This window comes from Hydrotalea sandarakina (assembly GCF_003254115.1).
Taxonomy (GTDB): Bacteria; Bacteroidota; Bacteroidia; order Chitinophagales; family Chitinophagaceae; genus Hydrotalea; species Hydrotalea sandarakina.
The window spans coordinates 18938-41482 of record NZ_QKZV01000002.1 but is presented as its reverse complement, the minus strand read 5'-3'; the positions used below and the strand labels follow the sequence as shown (position 1 = coordinate 41482).

Annotated in this window: 18 protein-coding genes; 10 read left to right on the top strand and 8 right to left on the bottom strand. The window is 35.5% G+C overall.

The features are described from left to right. Positions 1-3: 3 nt before the first annotated feature. The 5 genes from LX80_RS14655 to LX80_RS03065 all read right to left on the bottom strand — a co-directional run bounded on the left by LX80_RS14655 (position 4) and on the right by LX80_RS03065 (position 5172). Positions 4-1275: an efflux RND transporter permease subunit gene (locus tag LX80_RS14655; protein WP_111293602.1), complete on the bottom strand. Its 1272-nt coding sequence runs from the start codon at positions 1273-1275 to the stop codon at positions 4-6. Positions 1276-1388: 113 nt separating this feature from the next. Next, positions 1389-1793 (bottom strand): HYC_CC_PP family protein, encoded by a 405-nt coding sequence (locus LX80_RS03080; RefSeq protein WP_111293601.1) that lies wholly within the window; start codon positions 1791-1793, stop codon positions 1389-1391. A 184-nt stretch (positions 1794-1977) separates the two neighbouring features. Beyond that, entirely contained in the window at positions 1978-2193 is a 216-nt protein-coding gene (locus LX80_RS03075) for a heavy-metal-associated domain-containing protein (RefSeq protein ID WP_111293600.1), read from the bottom strand. A 96-nt stretch (positions 2194-2289) separates the two neighbouring features. Next, a complete protein-coding gene (locus LX80_RS03070; RefSeq protein ID WP_111293599.1) occupies positions 2290-4512 on the bottom strand; it encodes a heavy metal translocating P-type ATPase in 2223 nt (740 codons plus the stop codon). A 96-nt stretch (positions 4513-4608) separates the two neighbouring features. Further along, positions 4609-5172, bottom strand: coding sequence for a helix-turn-helix domain-containing protein (locus LX80_RS03065; RefSeq protein ID WP_111293598.1), 564 nt, complete (start codon positions 5170-5172; stop codon positions 4609-4611). 454 nt (positions 5173-5626) lie between these two features. Here LX80_RS03065 and mgtA point away from each other — a divergent pair, with 454 nt between their 5' ends. From mgtA to LX80_RS03045, 4 genes are all read left to right on the top strand, one after another. Next, positions 5627-8338, top strand: a complete 2712-nt coding sequence (gene mgtA, locus LX80_RS03060) for a magnesium-translocating P-type ATPase (RefSeq protein ID WP_111293971.1) — start codon at positions 5627-5629, stop codon at positions 8336-8338. A 114-nt stretch (positions 8339-8452) separates the two neighbouring features. Then, positions 8453-9796 carry a carbohydrate porin gene (locus LX80_RS03055; RefSeq protein WP_111293597.1) on the top strand — a complete coding sequence of 448 codons (1344 nt, stop codon included), beginning with the start codon at positions 8453-8455 and terminating at the stop codon, positions 9794-9796. A gap of 93 nt (positions 9797-9889) precedes the next feature. Then, positions 9890-10396: an SRPBCC family protein gene (locus LX80_RS03050; protein ID WP_111293596.1), complete on the top strand. Its 507-nt coding sequence runs from the start codon at positions 9890-9892 to the stop codon at positions 10394-10396. Positions 10397-10666: 270 nt separating this feature from the next. After that, positions 10667-12646, top strand: coding sequence for a KUP/HAK/KT family potassium transporter (locus LX80_RS03045; RefSeq protein WP_111293595.1), 1980 nt, complete (start codon positions 10667-10669; stop codon positions 12644-12646). Between the two features lie 14 nt (positions 12647-12660). Here the strand turns inward: LX80_RS03045 and LX80_RS03040 are convergent, their stop codons facing one another. The 3 genes from LX80_RS03040 to LX80_RS03030 all read right to left on the bottom strand — a co-directional run bounded on the left by LX80_RS03040 (position 12661) and on the right by LX80_RS03030 (position 15813). Further along, positions 12661-14145, bottom strand: coding sequence for a glycoside hydrolase family 10 protein (locus tag LX80_RS03040; protein WP_111293970.1), 1485 nt, complete (start codon positions 14143-14145; stop codon positions 12661-12663). A 159-nt stretch (positions 14146-14304) separates the two neighbouring features. Further along, positions 14305-14757 (bottom strand): MarR family winged helix-turn-helix transcriptional regulator, encoded by a 453-nt coding sequence (locus tag LX80_RS03035; RefSeq protein WP_111293594.1) that lies wholly within the window; start codon positions 14755-14757, stop codon positions 14305-14307. Positions 14758-14781: 24 nt separating this feature from the next. Further along, positions 14782-15813, bottom strand: a complete 1032-nt coding sequence (locus tag LX80_RS03030) for a radical SAM/SPASM domain-containing protein (RefSeq protein ID WP_111293593.1) — start codon at positions 15811-15813, stop codon at positions 14782-14784. 129 nt (positions 15814-15942) lie between these two features. Here LX80_RS03030 and LX80_RS03025 point away from each other — a divergent pair, with 129 nt between their 5' ends. From LX80_RS03025 to LX80_RS03000, 6 genes are all read left to right on the top strand, one after another. Further along, positions 15943-16725, top strand: coding sequence for a glycoside hydrolase family 25 protein (locus LX80_RS03025; RefSeq protein WP_111293969.1), 783 nt, complete (start codon positions 15943-15945; stop codon positions 16723-16725). A gap of 107 nt (positions 16726-16832) precedes the next feature. Further along, positions 16833-17357 carry a class I SAM-dependent methyltransferase gene (locus LX80_RS03020; RefSeq protein WP_111293592.1) on the top strand — a complete coding sequence of 175 codons (525 nt, stop codon included), beginning with the start codon at positions 16833-16835 and terminating at the stop codon, positions 17355-17357. Position 17358: 1 nt separating this feature from the next. Continuing rightward, positions 17359-19758, top strand: a complete 2400-nt coding sequence (locus LX80_RS03015; protein WP_111293591.1) for a heavy metal translocating P-type ATPase — start codon at positions 17359-17361, stop codon at positions 19756-19758. A 189-nt stretch (positions 19759-19947) separates the two neighbouring features. Continuing rightward, positions 19948-20136, top strand: a complete 189-nt coding sequence (gene ccoS, locus LX80_RS03010) for a cbb3-type cytochrome oxidase assembly protein CcoS (protein WP_111293590.1) — start codon at positions 19948-19950, stop codon at positions 20134-20136. 37 nt (positions 20137-20173) lie between these two features. Continuing rightward, positions 20174-22324 carry a cytochrome-c oxidase, cbb3-type subunit I gene (gene ccoN / locus LX80_RS03005; protein ID WP_111293589.1) on the top strand — a complete coding sequence of 717 codons (2151 nt, stop codon included), beginning with the start codon at positions 20174-20176 and terminating at the stop codon, positions 22322-22324. An 11-nt stretch (positions 22325-22335) separates the two neighbouring features. After that, complete coding sequence (locus tag LX80_RS03000) at positions 22336-22509, top strand: CcoQ/FixQ family Cbb3-type cytochrome c oxidase assembly chaperone (protein ID WP_111293588.1); 174 nt, start codon at positions 22336-22338, stop codon at positions 22507-22509. Positions 22510-22545 lie beyond the last annotated feature (36 nt).

The window sequence follows — 22545 nt, the reverse complement described above, 5'->3', positions numbered from 1 at the left end:
GTATTAAGAATGATGATTTTGTTTTTCAGCTAAATGGCGATAAGCATTTTCGCTCATAATAATGCCATTGTCGACAATTACGCCAATAGCCAATGCAATACCCGTTAATGACATAATATTGGATGAAATGCCAAACAGGTTAAGTAAAATAAAACTGATGGCAATGGTTATGGGAATTTGAATAATAATATTAAGTGCGCTTCGCCAGTGGAAAAGAAATATAATTACAATAATGGCCACAATTATCATTTCCTCAATTAGTTTCGATTGTATATTATGAATGGCAGCCTCAATTAATGTACTTCTATCATACGCAATATGGAACGAAACACCATCGGGAAGACCTTTCTGTATATCACTCATTTTACTTTTAACAGCTTTTATCACCTTGTCGGCATTTTCACCATAACGCATAACAACTATACCTCCAACCACTTCGCCATTTCCATTTTCATCAAACACACCTAACCGCAAATCACCGCCCATTTGTACCGTTGCCACATCTTTTATACGAACGGGAATGCCTTTATAACTACCTAACGCAATATTTTCAATGTCTGTTATATTTTGTATGTATCCTAATCCGCGAATTATATATCCCATATCACTCATTTCAAATTTCCTTCCGCCAACATCATTATTATTAGCTTTTACTTTTTGAAGCATTTGCTGCAAGGAAATTTGATAGTATTGAAGTTTAGCCGGATTAACAACGATTTGATATTGTTTTTCAAATCCGCCAAAAGATGCCACTTCAGCCACACCGGGAACTGTTTGAAGTGCTAATTTCACATACCAATCTTGTAAGGCGCGTTGCTCGCCTAAATTCATGTTTTTAGCCTGCAGTGTGTACCAAAAAATATGTCCTACACCTGTTCCATCAGGCCCTAATGAGGGCGTAATTCCTGAAGGCAGTAATCGTTGTGCATAATTTAAACGCTCAAGCACCCGGGAACGAGCCCAATAAATATCAACATTATCATCAAACACCACATATATAAAACTCATACCAAACATTGATGTGGCCCGAATGTTCTTCACCTTTGGAATACCTTGCAGATTACTGACTAAAGGATAGGTAATTTGGTCTTCAACAATTTGAGGACTTCTTCCCTGCCACTCCGTAAAAACAATTACCTGATTTTCGCTTAGATCAGGTATTGCATCAACCGGATTGCTTTGTATATTGATAATTCCAACAATTAATAAAACTGCGGATATTAATAATACCACCCATCTATTCTGCAGTGACCAATGAATGATCCTAGCTATCATAAAATGAATAATTTAAATATAAAAATGGAAATGCAACAACACAAGTCAATGGTATATGAGCATACCATTAGCTCCAGTAATTAATACAGAGCTTAATAGAATAAAGAGTAGTATTATATGCGAAAGGTACAATTACGGACAAAAAGAGGAAGAGCTTGATTGAGGGGAGGCGCATGCACCGCAGGTGCTAAGCTGTCTTTTAAAAAAGTATAATCAGGTACAATAAAATTTGTTGGTAAGATTGTAACTAACCCTACAATTGTAGCATGAGCATAATTAAAAAAATTAGATGCGGATTGATCTGTACTTACTTTAATTGTTTGTTGTATATCTGAACAACAATTATTTTTCCGACTTTTCTCCAACAACATGCCACAACTTGAGCAATGTTGGCGGTTTGATTTTTTTACCCAATCAATACCGGCCCATTTACCCATACAGTAATGTACATGAAAGGTAGCACCTTGAACACTAAGGCCATACAGTAATATTAATAATATGGTAATGGCTTTTTTCAAACTATTAAATGTAATCCAAAAAAGTAAAAACCAAAAATATAAACATTTTATTGCAATGCACTATTTACAACAGTCTTTCTTTGGAATAAATAGAAAGCTAAATACTTTCCAAACAAACTGACCTATTACTTTAACTGTGCTATGCATTATCTGAATTTGAAATAAAGGTAATAAAAAAAATTTCTTATTCAGCCAATAATTCAGCATTGTAACCTGCAGATTTAACCAAATCAATTATTTGGTTTGTATCCAAAGTATTGGTTTGTATGGTTAAAATTTTATTCTTATTGGTAGTATCAACATTCCAGTTGTCAATTTTTGCTTCATTATTCAAAGTTGGTGTTACTTTGGCTACACAACTGCTACACTGAATATTCGTTTTAAATTTAAATGTTTTCATAATTTTTTTTGTAGTACAAAATTAGTAACAAAGAATAAGGGACTGTTTACATGATTTTTGAATAGATTTATAAAATTTTTAGAAGCAGAACAAAACTTATAAATTAACTGATTTCAATCTTAAACTATTCACAACTACAGATACCGAGCTAAAAGCCATAGCAGCACCTGCAATCATAGGATTGAGCAAATAGCCGTTTATAGGGTATAATACGCCTGCTGCAACCGGAATCCCAATAACATTATAAACGAACGCCCAAAATAAATTTTGTTTGATTATTTTAACTGTCTTTTCCGATAATTTCAATGCATTAGGCAATGCTTTTAAATCTTTAGTGATTAATGTTATTTTAGCAACATCAATTGCAATATCAGTACCGCTACCCATGGCAATGCCTAAGTCAGCTATTGCCAGTGCTTGGCTATCATTTATACCATCTCCTATCATAGCCACAACTTTTCCCTTCTGTTGCAGGTTTTGAATGAAGGATGCTTTTTGCTGAGGCAGTACTTCACTTTCAAAATGTTGAATACCTAATGTCTTTGCAACGGCATTAGCGGTTGCGCAATTATCGCCGGTAAGCATAAATACTTCAATACCCATATTGTGTAACATTTTTACGGCTTCATAAGCAGAAGGTCTAATTGTATCAGATATTGCTATAATTGCCAAAACCTGTTCTTGATTAGCAAAATAAACTACCGTTTGTGCTGATGACTGCCAGCTATTAGCTTGTTGTAATAGAAAATTGCTAATTGACAAATCCATTTCTTCTATCATTTTTTTATTGCCAACCATCCACTTTTGATTATTCCAAATTGCCATAATACCCCTTCCCGTAATACTTTCAAAATTGCTCAAAGATTGATTGATGTTTGTTTTTTCATTATTAAAATGATTTAATACGGCTTCGGCTAAAGGATGTTCTGATTTTGACTCGAGTGCCCATAAAATTTTAGTATAGTACAATTTATCATCAACTGAATTATCCCATAACACATTGGTTACAATTGGTCTTCCTTCCGTTAATGTGCCGGTTTTATCTATTACTACTGCATTTACTTTATAACCGGTTTCTAAACTGTCAGCGTTTTTAATTAAAATATTGTTTTCAGCACCTTTTCCAATTCCAACCATCATTGCGGTAGGAGTAGCAAGGCCTAAAGCACAAGGACAAGCAATAATTAACACTGTAACAAATGCAAGAACAGCATGCGAAAAAGCATCATTAGCTCCTGCAATCCACCATATTAAAAAGGAAATGAATGCTATACTTATTACTACGGGTACAAAAATGCCTGCTACTTTATCTGCAATACGTTGAACTTTAGCTTTACTTCCTTGAGCTTCCTGCACTAGTTGTATAATCTTTCCTAATATGGTTTCACTACCAACTTTTTCCGCTACAAAAATAAAATGCCCTTTCTGGTTAATTGTTCCAGCGAATACATCACTTCCTTTCATTTTCTCAACAGCAGTATATTCACCGGTTATCATACTTTCATCAACAAACGAAGTTCCTTCTGTTATTTTTCCATCAACCGCAATTTTTTCACCAGGCTTAACAGATATAAGATTACCAATTACTACATCTACAGTAGGTATTTCTTTTTCAAAACCATTTTCAATAATGGAAACAGTATTGGGTTGTAGTTGAATAAGTTTTTTTAAAGCAGAAGATGTATTTGACTTTGCTCGCTCCTCCAGTAATTTTCCAAGTAATATGAATACGATAATAACTGTAGTCGCTTCAAAATAAACGTGTACCGGCAAACCTCGAGAAATCCAAAAACTGGGATAAACGGTTGTAAATGCACTGTATAAAAATGCCGTTAGTGTACTAAGAGCAACCAGAGTATCCATATTAGCTTTACCATAACGAGCAAGTTTAAAAGCATTTATAAAAAAACGACGACCAAAATAAAAAACAACAGGAATTGATAGAAGTAACATTATCCAATTAGCGTTGGGTACATGCATAAAAACCATACCTATTAACACAATTGGCACTGTAAAAATAAAAGCCAATAAAGTTTGAATTTTTAATTTTTTAAATTCAATTTCAGTAGCTTCTTCATTCATGCTACTGTTGGTGTTATTATCTATCAGTAAATCATAACCAATTGACTGAATTACTGTTTTCAATTTATTGGGTTGCACAAGTTTTTCATCATAAATAACCATAACTTGATTAGAGGCATAATTAACAGAAGCACTTTCAACACCATCCACTGCATCTAACATCGTTTCCACGCTTATAGCACACGAGGCACAACTCATACCCAAAACAGGGAAAACTTTTTTTACAACTTGTTGCATAACTCTGATTTTAAAACACAAAGCTACCAGGCATGCAAACCATAGTTATTACAATATTGTGAGAAAGATTTATAAAATAATTACAGAATTAATACATTATTTAATATTGTCAATTGAACTTCTCTTTCCGCCTATTCTTTTAAATTCTGATGGTGTAAATCCGGTAATTTTCTTAAACTGGGCTGACAAATGTGCCACACTGCTATACCCCATTGTAAAAGCAATATCACTTAAATTCATTTCATTGTAGGTTAATAGTTCTTTTACCTTTTCTACTTTTTGTAAAATTGAAAATCTTTCGATAGTGGTTCCCTCAACAGAGGAAAATAAAGTACTTAAAAAATGATAATCATAACCTGTGGCTTCCTCTAATAAAACAGAAAGTTTATGTGTAACAAGTGATTCAGAATTTTTTTGCACCAATTGAATAATCGTATTCTTAATTAGTTCAACTATTGATGCCCGTTTATCATCCAAAATTTCAAATCCGTTTTCATGTAATAAATGATTTAACTTATTCAAATCATTTTCACTTGGAGTATTAGTAATTTCAACCTCACCCAATTGTATTTGTCTATATGGAATTTTTATTTCATCTAACAACTGTCCAACAACCTTAATACAACGATTACAAACCATATTTTTTATAAGAATTTTCATATTAAATTTTGTTATAAAAAGATTTTAAAACACAATAATTACAATGAATACAAATACCCCAAATAATAGCTTTTGGAGTATATATACCCTAACAAAGCTACCATACAAGTTTTTACAAGTTAGTTTAACAAAAAAATTACAAAATTGAGTTTTGAAACATTTAATTACCTTACTTTTGCACGCAATTTAATTATGAACAAGATGGAAACCGGTTCGGACCATAGTAAAATTAACATTCCTTCCTAAGCTACACCTCCGTTTTTAACTGTGGCTATGGAAGATGGATAGTCATAAACAGTTAAAAACAATGCAAAATGCATATTGTATTTTCTCTTTTTTGCCACACATTGCTGTTTAGCCGAAGTTGTTAATTGTATCAACGGCAGGGGTAAGTATTGCTCTAAGCCTTTTTGTATGCATTATCACTTTTTATTTAAAGGCAAAAACCGGCTTTATGTTAAAAACAACAGCAGCTAAAATTGTAAAGCACATTTCATTTTCGGGAGAAAATGCCGGACAAACTGTTCAATCTGCAGCTATATCTAAATTGAAAGAAATAGCCGCAGCTACTAAAGAAGAAGTTTTAGCAATCCTTAATACAAAAGATTCAGGTCTTTCCGAAACCGATGTACAGGAAAGAATTCATGAGTATGGTTTAAATGAAGTTTCACATGAAAAGGCACCGGCCTGGTATATACAACTATTAGAAGCATTTTTAAACCCCTTCATTGGCGTATTAATTATTATAGCTGCTATTTCAGTTATTACTGATATTATTACTGCCCCTCCCGGTGAAAGAGATTATAAAACCGTTACCGTTGTAAGTGTAATGGTATTGCTAAGTTCTTTACTTCGCTTTTGGCAAGAATTTAGAAGCAACAAAGCAGCTGAAAAATTGAAAAGCATGGTTAAAACAACGGCTACTGTTTTGCGTAATGGCGAAGGCAAAATGGAAGTTGATATAAAAGATTTAACTGTTGGTGATATCGTATTACTTTCTGCCGGTGATATGATACCGGCTGATTGCAGAGTATTAACTTCAAAAGATTTATTTGTTAGCCAAGCAATGCTTACAGGCGAAAGTTTACCGGTTGAAAAAAGAGAAATGAATATTCACAATGCCGACACAAAATCGCCATTGGAATTAGAAAATATTTGCTTTATGGGCACCAATGTTGTAAGTGGTGCCGCTACAGTTGTAGTAGTTAATATTGGTAATCAAACTTATTTTGGTTCCATCAGCAAATCATTAACCAGTAAAAGAGCTGAAACCAGTTTCGACAGAGGGGTGAACAGTGTTAGCTGGTTATTAATTCGTTTCATGCTGTTTATGGTGCCGCTTATTTTTATACTAAACGGCGTTGTAAAACACAATTGGTTAGAAGCTTTACTGTTTGCCATTGCAGTAGCCGTTGGCTTAACACCGGAAATGTTGCCAATGATTGTAACTGCTAATTTAGCAAAGGGCGCATTAAATATGAGTAAACGTAAGGTTATTGTAAAACGCTTAAATGCTATTCAGAATATTGGCGCCATGGATATTTTGTGTACCGACAAAACCGGTACACTTACAATGGATAAAATTGTATTGGAACGCCACTTAAATGTATATGGTGATGATGATGATGAAGTATTGAAATGGGCCTATTTAAACAGTTTTCACCAAACCGGATTGAAAAACCTGTTAGATGTTGCTGTATTAGAACATGCTGAGCTGCATGACTATTTGAAAGTGGAAGAACAATATGTAAAAGTGGATGAAATCCCTTTCGACTTTCAAAGAAGAAGAATGTCGGTTATTTTAAAACAAAGAAATGGGAAACATTTACTTATTTGTAAAGGAGCCGTTGAAGAAATACTTGACCTGTGTACTCATGCATTTGACCCGGGAGAAGACAAAGAATTACACATTGAAAACGACAAAGTAATTCCTATAGATGAAACCATGCGCAAAACCATTTTAAGTACTTCTAAAAAACTAAACAAAGAGGGCTTAAGGGTTTTATTGGTAGCTATTAAAGAATTTGAAAACAGAGCTTTAACCTATTCCGTAGCCGATGAAAAAGATATGACCATTACTGGTTTTATCGGTTTCTTGGATCCCGCAAAACCATCGGCACAACCCTCCATTGAAGCCTTGCAAAAACTGGGTGTTACACTTAAAGTACTTACGGGTGATAATGAAACTGTAACTAAAAAGATTTGTAAAGATGTTGGCATTACCGTTCAAAATGTAATATTAGGCAATGAACTGGAGCAAATTTCAGATGATGAGTTAATGAGTAAAATTGACGATATAAATATTTTTGCCAAATTAAGCCCTTTACAAAAAAGCCGTGTTGTAAAAGTATTACAAGCCAAAGGCCATACCGTTGGCTTTATGGGCGATGGCATAAATGATGCAGGTGCTTTACGCGATGCCGATGTGGGTATTTCTGTAGATACGGCAACTGATATTGCTAAGGAAAGTGCCGATATAATTTTGCTTGAAAAAGATTTAACCGTTTTAAGAAAAGGGGTAATTTATGGAAGACGCACTTTTGGCAATATTATAAAATACATTAAAATGACTGCAAGCAGTAATTTTGGGAATATGTTCAGCATGCTGGGGGCTAGTGCATTTCTTCCATTTTTACCCATGCTTCCCATACAATTATTAGTACAAAACTTATTATATGACATCTCACAAATTTCTATACCCTGGGATAAAATGGACGCTGACTATTTAGAACAACCCAAAAAATGGGATGCAAGCGGTATTGCCAGATTTATGTTCTTTATCGGACCCATTAGTTCCATATTTGATTATGTAACTTTTGCTTTGTTATTCTTTTTCTTTAAAGCAAATAGTCCCGAACATCAATCATTTTTCCAAAGTGGATGGTTTATTGAAGGCTTGCTGTCGCAAACCCTAATTGTACACATGATTAGAACCCACAAAATTCCATTCATACAAAGTATTGCAACGGCACCGGTTATATTATTAACTGTTACTATTATGGCCATTGGCATATATATACCCTATTCTCCTTTTGCCGATGCCTTAAAAATGCAACCCTTGCCTTGGATCTATTTTCCATTTTTAATTGCTATTTTAGTTAGCTATTGCTTGCTGACACAAACAATTAAAATTTGGTTTATAAAGAAATTTCAACAGTGGCTTTAACATAAGCATGCTTTTAGCCCCTAATTTTATTGGGAAAGAACCAAATGTTCTCGCCGCACTTGCTTTTTCCCAAATTCACAACAATAATTCGGAAATACCTTTAAAATTTGTAACATGAAATGGACATTTACATTAGCTTTGGCTTTAATATCAACTATTACATATACACAGCCCATTTTTCAAATGGATAGCAGTAACGGTTGGACCCATCATTTTCAACTTACAGTTGTTGCACAAAGCCATTCGGGTTTCAAAGCAAAATACAGTGGGAAAAACAGTTTAGAAAATTCGGTAGAAACAGGGGCAACCAGTTTAACAAGCACCCTATTTTTAGGCAGAAAATTATGGAAAGGCGCTGCAGCATACTTTAATCCGGAAATGTCCGGTGGCAACGGATTAAGTTACTCACAAGGTGTTGCAGGTGCACTTAACGGGGAAACTTACAGAGTGGGTAATGTTGAACCGCAATTATTTATTGCACGTGCTTATATTCAGCAAAACTTTGCCTTAGGTAAAACAAAATACAGCAATGTTGAAGACGACATTAATCAAGTAGCTGATAAAGTTCCTGATAACCGCATTACTATTTCAGCCGGCAAATTTGCTATTAGCGATTTTTATGATGATAACGCATATAGCCATGACCCGCGTACCCAATTTTTAAACTGGGCATTGATGGGTAATGGCGCTTGGGATTATCCCGCTAATACTCGTGGTTACACTTTTGGTGTTGTTGCAGAATGGTATCAAAACAGTTGGACAGTTCTTTTATCTAGTGTTGCAGTACCAGCTATAGCCAACGCGCCTAAAATGGAATACCGTTTGGGCAAAGCACACTCCGAAACTTTAGAAATTGAAAAACGCTATAGCATTAATCGTCAGCCGGGTACCGTTAGGTTTACCATAAGCAACTCCTACACTCGTGCACCCTCCTACCAGCAAGGTATGCAAGCATTAGCAACAAATAACACGTTTTTATTAAACGTAATAGATGGAAATGCGGAAAACAATACGTTCGGTGGTAAAAAATTTGGTTTAGGACTAAGTGCAGAACAGGCATTGAATAATGATATTGGCATTTTTTCACGTATTGGTTGGAATGATGGAAAATATGTTTCATGGGCTTATACAGAAATTGACCAAACGGCTTCACTAGGTTTATCGGTAAAAGGTACACGTTGGCATCGCCCGGCTGATGTAGCAGGTATTGCAGGGGTATTGAATGGTATTTCTAAGGCTCATCGCGACTTTTTAGCTGCAGGTGGTTATGGTTTTATTATTGGCGATGGCGCATTAAATTATGGGCATGAAGGTATTATTGAAGCATTTTACAACGCATATTTATTTAATAATTTTTGGTTAAGCTGCGATTATCAACTAGTTCATAATCCGGGTTATAATAAAGATAGAAGCGGGCCTGTAAATGTTTTTGCCATTCGAGGACATATCTTCTTCTAAAATAAGAAACTAAGTTTTAAAATATCAACGGTAAGTTTTTTCCTAAAAAGAAAACCTTACCGTTTTTGTTTTGTTAGTATTGAAAATGATGTTATGTCTAAAACATTTTCTCTCAAAACTGTTCAATACATTCCTACCGATTTAGATACTGCCTGGGCTTTTTTTAGCAACCCGGAAAATTTGTCTGCCATCACCCCTAAACAACTGGGATTTAAAATTATTAGTAAATACCACGGTTCAACCATGTATGCCGGACAAATTATTGAATATATTGTAAAACCGGTTTTGGGCATTCCACTTTATTGGATGACAGAAATTACACATGTACAACCTTTGCAATATTTTATTGATGAACAACGTTTTGGGCCTTACTCATTATGGCATCATCAACATCATTTTAAAGCCATTAACGGCGGTGTTGAAATGACTGATATTGTACACTACAGAATTCCTTTTGGATTTTTAGGAAATATTGCCAATGCATTATTTGTGAAAAAACAACTCAAACACATATTCAACTTTCGTTTTCAGGCCATAGAAGAGAGATTTGGCATATGGCAAAAAACTAATGAGCGTTCACAAACACTTCAGGTACATTAATCTAGTTTTTTACTTTAGAAAGGAATGCAAATTAAATTGTGCTTAATGCGGTTACCTAACTACCAAAATGGGTATAAATGCATTATAAATTTGCACCTTTAAATTTTATATGGCAACCCAACCACCGCACAACCTCTTTGTGTACCTATACGCTATCTTCATTTCCAAGTTCATTTTTCCATATTTGTTGAATCCTAATTTGACATTAAACTATTCATTCAAAAACAGATGAATATTAATGTACCCATACACCCTTCAATAACTTAATGCATGAAAACGGAATTACACAGTTCCAAAAACTTACATCGCCTTTCTGTAGCCGGCTTATTAGTAACCCTGGGCATTATCTATGGCGATATTGGCACATCACCTTTATATGTTTTTCGTTCCATTATTGGTGACAGACCTATTTCAAAAGAATTGGTTTATGGCGGCATTTCTTGCATTATTTGGACATTAACCCTACAAACCACTTTTAAATATGTATTGTTAACCCTTCAGGCAGATAACAAAGGTGAGGGTGGCATATTTTCGCTATTTGCTTTAGTACGTAGGTATGCGAAATGGCTTTATATGCCCGCCATTATAGGTGCCGCAACTTTATTAGCCGATGGCATAATAACTCCACCCATTTCTGTTGCTTCGGCAGTTGAGGGTTTAAATGGCATTCATTATTTACAAAACACCATTATACCCGGCAATGGTATTACTATTGGTATTGTGGTAGGAATTATTTCCCTCTTATTTTTCTTTCAACGCTTTGGAACCAAAGTAGTAGGATTTGCTTTTGGCCCCATTATGTTGGTTTGGTTTAGCATGATTTTAATTTTAGGTGCTACACAAATAATTCAATTTCCTGATATCATTAAAGCTGTTAATCCATATTACGGTATTAAATTATTGGTTGAATATCCGCATGGCTTCTGGTTATTGGGTGCTGTGTTTTTATGTACAACAGGTGCTGAAGCATTGTACAGCGATTTGGGACATTGCGGCAAACAAAACATTCAGGTAAGTTGGGCTTTTGTAAAAACAGCGCTCATTATAAATTATATGGGGCAAGGTGCTTGGTTATTACTGCAACAAAAATCAAGTTTAGGCAACGTAAATCCCTTCTATGCATTAATGCCGCATTGGTTTTTATTAATAGGCATTATTGTAGCCACTTTGGCTACCATCATTGCCAGTCAGGCTTTAATAAGTGGTTCATTTACTTTAATCAGTGAAGCTATCAGCATGAATTTTTGGCCAAGAGTTACAGTAAAATATCCCACCAATGTAAAAGGCCAAATTTATATACCCAGCTTAAACTGGATATTATGGTTGGGATGTGTAGGTATGATGCTGTATTTTAAAGACAGTTCAGCCATGGAAGCTGCCTACGGTTTTTCAATTGTAATTGCCATGCTAATGACTACCGGATTGATGTTTATTTTTATGTACAGAATTAAAAAATGGAATAACTGGTTAATTGCGCTTATCATGGCCATTTTTTTAATTGTAGAAATTTCATTTTTCATAACCAATGTGGCCAAAATTAAACAACGTTGGATGTTTTTGTTTTTTGAATTTGGCCTAATGTTCATCATGTTTGTTTGGCATAAAGCAAGAAAGATAACCAATCGTTATTTACATTTTGTGAAAATAAAAGAACATTTAACAAGCTTACAAACATTAAGCGCCGATAAAGAAGTACCTAAATATGCTACCCATTTAGTGTACTTAACAAAAGCCAATAGCGATGGCGATATTGAAAAAAGGATTATTGATTCTATACTAAATCGAAAACCAAAAAGAGCAGACGTATATTGGTTTATTCATATTGACCGCGCAGATAATCCTTACGAAATGGCTTATAGTGTAGTGAATTTATTACCCGAAAAAGTAATCAAAATCAATTTTAAGTTGGGTTTTAGAATTCAACCGCGCATTAACCTATTGGTAAAAATGGTAATGCAAGAAATGCGAAAAAACAATGAATTGTGTTGCAGCAATCAATATGAAGATTTGGATGTTATTAACTTTCATACCGATATTACTTATGTTATATTGGAAACATTCTTATCGGTTGAAAATGAATTATCGGTAAAAGAGGAATTTATTATGGATGCTTATTTTGCCATAAAACAGTTAGCACAATCCGACCAAAAAGCATTTGGCTTAGACAATGCCACCACCGTTATTGAAAGAGTACCACTATTAATTAGTCCTAAAACTTATTTGCCCTTAAAGCGTATATCAATAGCTTAATTCAAGGTTATATACTACTTTAATTCCACCCAGTTACTTAACACGTTGTGTTCGCTAACAACAGCTGCAAATAACCGATTATTTGAAGGTACTAATGCTTGTTTCCTTTCATAAACAACTTGTTTATCAGAATTAAGCAATTGTATTAATGAAGCATATTCCAATTTCGCATCAACATTCTCCGGCAAAGCAAAAATGGCAAAGGCTTTTACCGGAATTTTTCCGTTATAATGAATAGTAAACAAATTATTTCCCGATTTGGCAAAAATGGGTGCAGCAGGTTTGGTGCTATCTATCCATGGCATTGGCGGCACAATGGCGGGCAATGCATAATAATCATAACGTAAACTGTCGGCCCATCCGTTAGGATTGTTTTCAAAATTTTTACTGCTAAAAAATATACTTCCTTGTGTAGTTGGATAACTGCGAATGGCTTTTATTTCATTTGGAATTTCGTTAGGGTTTCGCCAGGCAGCATTACTTCCTGCTCTATAAATAGCTTGTCCAATATACAACTGCCTACCATATGTGTGTGCATTCCACCAAGCCAACAAAGTATCAAAGTCAGCAAGTTTATGCCCCTGTTCCCAGTATAATTGCGGTGCAACATAATCAATCCAACCTTTTTTCAACCATAATAAAATATCGGCATATAAATCATCGTAGTTTGTTTGGCCTGCTTTTGTATTACTGCCTTCCGGATCTTGGCTCTTATTGCGCCAAACACCAAAGGGACTTACGCCAAACTTTACATACGGATTAGCAGCGCGAATAGCTTGGAATAAATTAAGAATAATGCTGTCACAATTAGCCCGACGCCATTCATCTTTACTCAATCCTTTGCCATATTGCTGATAAGCTTTTCCATCGGGAAATTCTTTACCGGCAATTCTATAAGGATAAAAATAATCATCCATGTGTATTCCATCTACCGCATAACGCGTTACAATATCTTTTACAACACGTGTAACAAAGGCTCGCACTTCAGGCAAGCCGGGGTTAAAGTATTTGGTAGTGCCATAAGTTACAAACCATTCAGGATGAATTTTTGTGATGTGTGATGGTGATATAGACGAATTATGAATATTGAAAACTGCGCGATAGGGGTTTAACCAGGCATGAAATTCCATTCCGCGCTTGTGTGTTTCTTCAATCATAAATGCAAGGGGATCATAATAAGGTGTTGGCGGCAATCCTTGTTTCCCATTTAAATATTCACTCCATGGTTCATATTGCGAGGGATAAAATGCATCGGCTGCGGGACGAATTTGCACAAATACCGCATTCATGCCATTTCGCTGATGCATATCCAGCAACTTAATAAAATCAGCTTTTTGCGCTTCCACCGACATACCTTTTTGTGCAGGCCAATCAATATTCACAACAGTGGCAACCCATACTCCACGCATTTCAAATATGGGTGATTTCTGTGCATATAATTCTGATTGAAAAAAAATTGCAATAATCAATAATGCTAAGAAGAATGTGTTTCTTTTCATGTTTCGTATTTTGCCGACAACAGTATTCATGAAACATTTTGCATAATACTGTTATTCAAAAACTTAATTCGTGTAACTTTCAATAATTATTTTGTAATTAGTATTTCCAAGGCACTAATAATAGAAAATATAAAGCAGTAACGTAAGGATGATAAACTGTTACTGCTGTTGCCTGGCTGCATCTAACAATTGATTTAACTGCTTAGCTTCATCAACCGTTAATGATGACAAAAATGCATCTACCTCTTGCACTTTGGGTTCAAGCCTTTTTAACAAGGCTTCGCCCGCTTCCGTTAAGTAAATAGCTACCTTTCTTTTATCATGAACAGAGGTTCTTTTTTCTACTAATTTTTTTGCCACTAACCGATCAACCATTCGGCTGGTATCACTCATTTTATCTAACATTTGCTCTCTAATTTGCAAGGTTGATAACGGGGTAGTACTTGCTTGAACAATACGTAGAATATTATATTGTTGCGAAGTAATATCTTCCGGTAATAAAAACTGCCGAATACGCTCTTGCAACCAATTGGCAGTAAATATAATATTTACAATCCCCTTGTGAAATTCATTTCGAAAATGCAACTGTGGTAATTCCTTTTCAATATTCATGGCATGCAAAATGAGTGTCGTTTATTAATCTTCCCACACTTTCAATCCTTCACTACAATTGGCACAAATATCAATATTTTTCCTGCTTTGCATAATATTGTTTCTAAACTTACGATATTCCTGATTATGCCAAATGGCCTTAAAACTTTCATTTTTCAAACTTCCCAAACGGTGTTGTGCATCTTTATCAAAACAACAAGGCACCACTAATCCATCCCAGGTTATAACATTGGCGTGCCATAGTTTCCAACAATGATTGCCTAAACCACTTTTTACAACCACCTTTCCTTCCTTGTTGGTTTTGTATCTGCTATACTTTTGAATAGTGGGTATTAATTGATGTGGATCATTTTCATAATCATATACCTGAGCGGTTTTAAAGCGTACTTGATCAACCCCAATTTCCTTTCCCAATTGCTTAATGGCTTCAATTTGATGCTCATTGGGCTTTACCACCAAAAATTGAAAAAAAACAAAAGGTGTTTTACTGTTTAATGCTTTTTTCCATTTAACAATATTTTTTGCGCCTTCAATTACTTTGTCCAACTTCCCACCCACACGGTATTGTTGGTAAACCTCTTGTGTAGTGCCATCAATAGAAATAATAAGGCGGTCTAATCCGCTTTCAACCGTTTTCCTGGCTTTTTCATCTGTAAGGTAATGAGCGTTGGTTGATGTGGCAGTGTAAATACCTTTACTATGAGCATACTGCACCATATCTAAAAAGTTTGGATTTAAATATGGTTCGCCCTGAAAATAAAAAATTAAATACAGCAGCTCTTTGTGTATTTCATCAATAGTTTGTTTAAAAAAATGATTATCAAGCATTCCGGTAGGTCGGGTAAATTCACGCATACCGCTTGGACATTCAGGACAACGCAAATTACAAGACGTGGTAGGTTCAAATGAAATGGAAATGGGTAATCCCCATTGCACCGGCTTTCCTGTTAAACGGGTAATTTGGTAACTGCTCCAAACTTTGGCAGCATTCCACAAACGCCTGGCGGTAAATTTGCTAATTAAATTTAAACTGTCATTAAAATTAAAGTACGGCATACAAGGTGTAAAAATAAGCCCATTCCTGTTAAAAAGCCGTTTATATTATATATGTTCCACTATTCGAAAAATGATTGCCCGTTTTTTGAATTGAATATGGCATTTTTGTAAGGCAATTGATACATGGGTATGGCCAAAAAAAAGAAAAAAAAGTCATTTTTATGGGGGTGGATTATTATTGGCATTTTTATGGCCTTACTACTTGTAATTGTGTATATATGGCAACAAAACAACAATAAACCTGTACCTATTGACTTTACTTTTGATGCCAATTTCGGCATACCTATTCCGGATAATTATGCCATACACGGTATTGATGTAAGCGTTCACCAAAGTAATGTAAACTGGGGAATGGTTAAAAATACACGTTCCGATAAAATTGCCATTGGCTTTGTATTTATAAAAGCAACCGAAGGTTTATCAAGTGCTGATATTCAATTTAATAAAAATTGGCAACAACTGGCTCAGTTTGGTATTACCCGAGGTGCTTACCATTTTTTTCTTGCTACCAAAAATGGGGCTCAACAAGCGCAGAATTTTATACGAACAGTGCCCCTGCAAATAGGCGATTTACCCCCGGCGGTAGATGTGGAAGAACTGTATGGAGTAAAACCTGCACAACTAAAAAAACGACTTAAGGAATATTTACAAACCATTGAAGATTATTATAAAGTAAAACCAATTATATACACCTATGCCAGCTTTTATGAAAGCTACTTAGGCAAGGAATTTGACGATTATCCACTATGGGTAGCCCATTATAAAACCCCGCAACAACCCCGCATACAACGCCCTTGGCAATTTTGGCAACACAGTGATGAAGGGCATATTACCGGCATAAAAACCAAAGTTGATTTTGATGTATTCAATGGCGATTCCACTGCTTTCCGTGCCATGCTAATTCAACATTAACCTATTATTACCTCAAAACAAAACATGATAATAATCATGTTTGCTATTGAGCAGCGTCATAAATTAACGCTTTAGGGTAGGCTACTTTGCATTAAAATGAGCAAAGTATGCGGTTAAATTTTTTACAGAAATGGCTGGAAGGTGCACCCTTAACATTAGAAAGCTCTTGCAATTTAATTATGGTGGAGCATCATCCCGTTATTTTGGAATTATTAGACCAAAGCCGCCATCAGCTAGAAGCATTGTTAAATTCAAAAAATTACCAACATACATTACTGCCACAACTAGCACAAAAAATACAACTCATACACAAGCAAATTCGTCAATACATACATACAGAACAAGTATATTTTTTTCCGTATTTAAAAAAACAACCCAAAGTTGCACTGCATGATGATGACATATCTCTAAATGATCACTTATTGAAAACCATGCAACATAAACATGATGTTTTTATGAAAGCATTACAACATCAACGAAAAATTGTAAACAACTACATGATAAAAAAAGATTGGGATGCCGAATTTAAAAGCTTCATCAACCATCTTTTCTTATTGGAGAAAAAAATTCAAAACTGGCTGATGCTGGAACAAAAGAATATTTATCCATTCCTAACCAAAGCTGCAAAATAATATGGCTACGGAACACACTTCCATTCAAACAACCTGTTTTCATTGTGGTGAGGATTGTGGTAATCATCCCATTGAGGCATATGACAAACATTTCTGTTGCGAAGGATGCAAATCGGTATATGAAATTCTGAACAATACCGGCATGTGCGATTATTATACCATTAGCCAAAATCCGGGAAACAGCCAAAAAATAAAAGTACGTGAAAACAAATTTGCTTTTTTAGATGATGAAAGTGTACAAAAAGCCCTTACCGTATTTAAAGATAATAATCAAACACACGTTACCTTTTATTTGCCACACATGCATTGCAGCAGTTGCTTGTGGCTAATTGAAAACTTACATCGTTTAAACAAAAATATTATTAGCAGTAAAGTAAACTTTTCACGCAAAGAGGCTGATATTGTTTTCAATCACAACCACACAAGCATGCGCAAAGTGGCAGAATTACTCACCTCAATCGGATACGAGCCTTATATAAGCCTACAAAATTTAAACCAGCTTAAGCCACGGATTAATTATTCCAAAATTTACAAATTAGGAGTGGCAGGTTTTTGCTTTGCCAATATTATGATGCTTAGCTTTCCCGAATACTTGGGCATTGATGATAAAGATTACAATCTAACATATTGGTTCCGATATTTAAGCTTATTACTAAGCCTGCCTGTGGTATTTTATTCGGCGACAGAGTTCTACAACAGCGCATTTAAAAGCTTAAAACACAAATACCTGAATATTGACACCCCTATTGTCTTAGCCATTTGGGTTACTTTTATTAGAAGCATTATTGAAATTGTTACCAACACCGGCAGCGGATACTTAGACAGCATGAGTGGTATTGTATTTTTTATGCTGGTTGGAAGAATACTGCAGGATAAAACATATGAACAACTTAACTTCGATAGAGATTACACCGCATACTTTCCAATTGCCGTATCGCGTATTAAAAACAATAAAGAAGAAACCGTAACCCTTCCCAATATACAACTGAACGATACTTTGTTAATTCACCACAGCGAATTAATTCCTGCCGATGGTATTTTAACCAAAGGCAAAGCACTCATTGACTACAGTTTTGTAACAGGTGAAAGTATGCCCGTTGAAATTCAAATGGGTGAAATGATTTATGCCGGCGGTAAACAGTTGGGTAGTAATATTGAATTATTGGTAATTAAAGAAGTTGCACAAAGTTATTTAACCAAATTATGGAATAGAAGCGCCTTTAAAAAAAAGGAACACAAAAACGAGCATTCATTTGTTGATGCACTTAGCCGATACTTTACCTATATTGTTTTTGCTATTGCAACAATAGCTGCAGCCTATTGGCAATTCCACAATCCTGAAAAACTTTGGCAAGCAGTTACAGCAGTTTTAATAGTAGCATGTCCTTGTGCATTGTTATTAAGCAATACATTTACCAATGGTGCCATTATTCGACGTTTAGGTAGAAATAATTTTTATTTACGTAATGCCAACACCATTGAAACCATTGCCAAAGTAAATTACATAGTATTCGACAAAACAGGCACGCTTACTACCGGCCGATATGACCAAATTGAATATGACGGTATCCCCCTTTCGCAAACATTAAAAGAAAAATTAGCCACACTAACTGCACAATCAACCCATCCATTAAGCAAGTCAATTGTACAATGGTTACAAGTTTCCGGAAACAGAAAAATTGATGGATACAAAGAAATACCCGGAAAAGGCATTGAAGGAATGGTAGAAGATGAATGGCTTACCATTGGCACGCAAGAGTTTGTTTTAAAACGAAAAGAAGTAATCGATAATACTTCTACCGTTTATTTAGGTGTAGAGGGGAAATTAGTAGGAAAGTTTATTTTTAAAAATGCATACAGACCTGGCTTAAGAGGTTTAGCTAAGCAACTGCAAAAAAAATATCCCCTTGCCGTATTAAGTGGCGACAATGCCGGCGAAAAAAATTTTCTACAATCTCTATTAGGGTTTCATTCCGTTACCTTATTTCACCAAAAACCAAACGACAAACTTCAATTCATTGAACAATTACAAAACAAAGGGTACACCGTTATGATGATTGGCGATGGGCTAAATGATGCGGGAGCCCTGCAACAAGCCAATGTAGGCATTGCTGTTTCTGAAAACAGCAACAACTTTACACCAGCCAGCGATGTAATTATTGATGCCACTCAATTACACCGTTTACCCGCATTCATTCAACTGGCAAAAGCCAATAAAAAAATAATTTTTATAGCCTTCGCAGTTTCTATTCTGTACAACATCATTGGTTTATACTTTGCGGTGCAAGGTGTACTATCACCTTTAATAGCAGCCGTTTTAATGCCGGCAAGTACAATAAGCATTGTGTTCATTACTTACGGACTAAGTAATTTGTATGCAAAACAATTAAAGCTGCAATAATAATACCGGCAGTTGTTTTTCATGGCATCGCCTGTTGCGTCGCAATCACTTCATCGTTCCCAACATTGGGCAGCATAGCAATTTCCCACCAATAACATCAAAACATGATAAATATCAGTTAATGGGTTGATGAATGTCATACTGCACCGTAACTACCTAAAATACTTTTGAAACACAAAAATTATTCGTGTGAGTGTCATTATAGTATTATTAATAGCAAGCATTTCAGTTGCCGCCATTTTTTTATTTGCTTTTTTATGGAGTGTAAAAAATGGCCAATACAAAGATGAAATAAGCCCGCCTGTTCGCATTTTATTTGATGATGCTACACCCACAGTGCAACAGCAACCTACAGAAGAAAAAAACACAAATGAATAACCAAAACCCAATTAGTTAAAATAAACAACAGCCATTTATGCAATTAGAAAAGTTTTATTACGATAACAAGATTGTAAAAATGTTTGCCTATGCCACCATTTTTTGGGGTATTATAGGCATGTTGGCAGGTTTATGGGTAGCAATAGATTTGTACTACCCCACTGCCAATTTAGGCCTACCATACACTACGTTTGGCCGCATGCGTCCGGTACATACCAATGCCGTCATTTTTGCCTTTGTGGGTAATGGCATTTTCATGGGCGTGTATTATTCACTGCAACGCCTTTGTAAAGCCCGCATGTTTAGCGATACACTCAGCAAGCTACATTTCTGGGGTTGGCAACTGATTATTGCTTTTGGTGCCCTAACATTATTATCCGGTTATACCACCGGAAAAGAATATGCGGAATTAGAGTGGCCATTAGACATTGCTATTGCCGTTGTTTGGATAATTTTTGGTATTAACATGTTTGGTACCATTATTAAACGTCGTGAAAGCCATTTGTATGTAGCCATTTGGTTTTACATAGCCACCTGGGTTACGGTTGCCATGTTACACATTGTTAACTCATTCGAAATTCCATTTTCATTTATTAAAAGTTATAGTTGGTACGCCGGCGTGCAAGATGCATTAGTGCAATGGTGGTATGGTCATAATGCCGTTGCCTTCTTTTTAACCACACCCTATTTAGGTGTAATGTATTACTTCTTGCCCAAAGCAGCCAATCGACCTATTTATAGTTATCGCCTTTCCATCATTCACTTTTGGGCATTAATATTCTTATACATATGGGCAGGTCCGCACCACCTATTATATACTGCATTACCCGATTGGGCACAAAGCTTAGGCACTGTTTTCAGTGTAATGTTACTTTTACCAAGTTGGGGTGGTATGTTGAATGGCTTATTTACTTTAAGAGGCGCTTGGGACAAAGTTCGCGAAGACCCCGTATTAAAATTCATGGTAGTTGCCGTTACCTGTTATGGTATGGCAACTTTTGAAGGGCCAATGCTTAGCTTAAAAAATGTAAACGCTATTTCACACTTTACCGACTGGACAATAGCACATGTGCATATTGGTGCCTTAGGATGGAACGGCTTTTTAACCTTTGGAGTACTGTATTGGTTAATTCCACGCATTTTTAATACCCCATTGTATTCCAAAAAATTAGCTACTACCCACTTTTGGATTGGCACTATTGGCATTGTGTTATATGCAGTACCGTTATACTGGGCCGGCTTTACACAAGCATTAATGTGGAAACAATTTACACCCGATGGCCATTTAAAATATCAGTTCCTGGAAACAGTTACGCATATTTTACCCATGTACATTACACGTAGTATTGGTGGTACATTGTATTTAATTGGTGCATTTTTAATGGTATATAATCTATGGAAAACAGTTGCAGCCGGACAATTGGTTGCCAACGAAGCAGCTGAAGCCCCTGCATTACCCAAAGTTATTGAAACACATAGCAAACAATACTGGCACAGATGGATTGAAGCTCGCCCCATTCAAATGCTTATTTTCAGTTTAATTGCTGTAGCTATAGGTGGTATTATTGAAATGGTTCCAACCTTTTTGGTAAAAAGTAACGTACCCACCATTGCGTCAGTAAAACCCTATACCCCACTTGAATTGCAGGGAAGAGATATTTATGTAAGGGAAGGATGTTACTTATGTCATTCGCAAATGATTAGGCCCTTCCGCGATGAAGTTGCCCGTTATGGAGAATACAGTAAAGCAGGTGAATTCGTGTATGATCATCCTTTCCAATGGGGAAGTAAACGTACCGGACCCGATTTAGCACGCATTGGAGGCAAATACCCGGATAGTTGGCACTTTAATCACATGTTAGATCCTCGCTCAATGAGCCCCGGTTCCATTATGCCGGCATATACCTGGTTGTTTGATAATAAAATTGATACCTCATTAACACCGGCTAAAATAAGAGCCATGCAAACATTGGGTGTTCCTTATCCTGAGGGATATGACAAACAAGCCAATAAGGATTTGGAGGCACAAGCAAAAAGCATAAAAGAAACTTTGAAAAAAGACAAGATAGATATTAGCAGCAATGCTGAAATAGTTGCACTCATTGCTTATTTACAACGTGTTGGAACAGATATTAAAGCTCAAAGTACAGCAAACAATGCAACTGCAATAACCAACAATAATAACTAAATCGAAATAATATGAAATTTATTAATTATCTCGAAAAAATACTTGGTGTAGATGTGTATGCATTAACATCCCTGCTCATCTTCTTCCTGTTTTTTGTTGGTGTTGCTTTGTGGGTGTGGAAAGCCGATAAAAAAACCATGCAAAAAATCAGCAATATTCCTCTGGAAGATAGTCGGCATATCTAATTCAACAATTGTTCAATTTATCCAAAAACATTTACC

Coding starts and splice junctions, on each gene's coding strand:
- LX80_RS03070 (WP_111293599.1), bottom strand. CDS start 4,512: ATGCAACAAGTTGTAAAAAAAGTTTTCCCTGTTTTGGGTATGAGTTGT.
- LX80_RS03025 (WP_111293969.1), top strand. CDS start 15,943: ATGGCCAAAAAAAAGAAAAAAAAGTCATTTTTATGGGGGTGGATTATT.
- LX80_RS14655 (WP_111293602.1), bottom strand. CDS start 1,275: ATGATAGCTAGGATCATTCATTGGTCACTGCAGAATAGATGGGTGGTA.
- LX80_RS03050 (WP_111293596.1), top strand. CDS start 9,890: ATGTCTAAAACATTTTCTCTCAAAACTGTTCAATACATTCCTACCGAT.
- LX80_RS03020 (WP_111293592.1), top strand. CDS start 16,833: ATGCGGTTAAATTTTTTACAGAAATGGCTGGAAGGTGCACCCTTAACA.
- LX80_RS03065 (WP_111293598.1), bottom strand. CDS start 5,172: ATGAAAATTCTTATAAAAAATATGGTTTGTAATCGTTGTATTAAGGTT.
- LX80_RS03075 (WP_111293600.1), bottom strand. CDS start 2,193: ATGAAAACATTTAAATTTAAAACGAATATTCAGTGTAGCAGTTGTGTA.
- LX80_RS03040 (WP_111293970.1), bottom strand. CDS start 14,145: ATGAAAAGAAACACATTCTTCTTAGCATTATTGATTATTGCAATTTTT.
- ccoN (WP_111293589.1), top strand. CDS start 20,174: ATGCAATTAGAAAAGTTTTATTACGATAACAAGATTGTAAAAATGTTT.
- LX80_RS03045 (WP_111293595.1), top strand. CDS start 10,667: ATGAAAACGGAATTACACAGTTCCAAAAACTTACATCGCCTTTCTGTA.
- LX80_RS03055 (WP_111293597.1), top strand. CDS start 8,453: ATGAAATGGACATTTACATTAGCTTTGGCTTTAATATCAACTATTACA.
- LX80_RS03000 (WP_111293588.1), top strand. CDS start 22,336: ATGAAATTTATTAATTATCTCGAAAAAATACTTGGTGTAGATGTGTAT.
- LX80_RS03015 (WP_111293591.1), top strand. CDS start 17,359: ATGGCTACGGAACACACTTCCATTCAAACAACCTGTTTTCATTGTGGT.
- LX80_RS03030 (WP_111293593.1), bottom strand. CDS start 15,813: ATGCCGTACTTTAATTTTAATGACAGTTTAAATTTAATTAGCAAATTT.
- mgtA (WP_111293971.1), top strand. CDS start 5,627: ATGTTAAAAACAACAGCAGCTAAAATTGTAAAGCACATTTCATTTTCG.
- LX80_RS03035 (WP_111293594.1), bottom strand. CDS start 14,757: ATGAATATTGAAAAGGAATTACCACAGTTGCATTTTCGAAATGAATTT.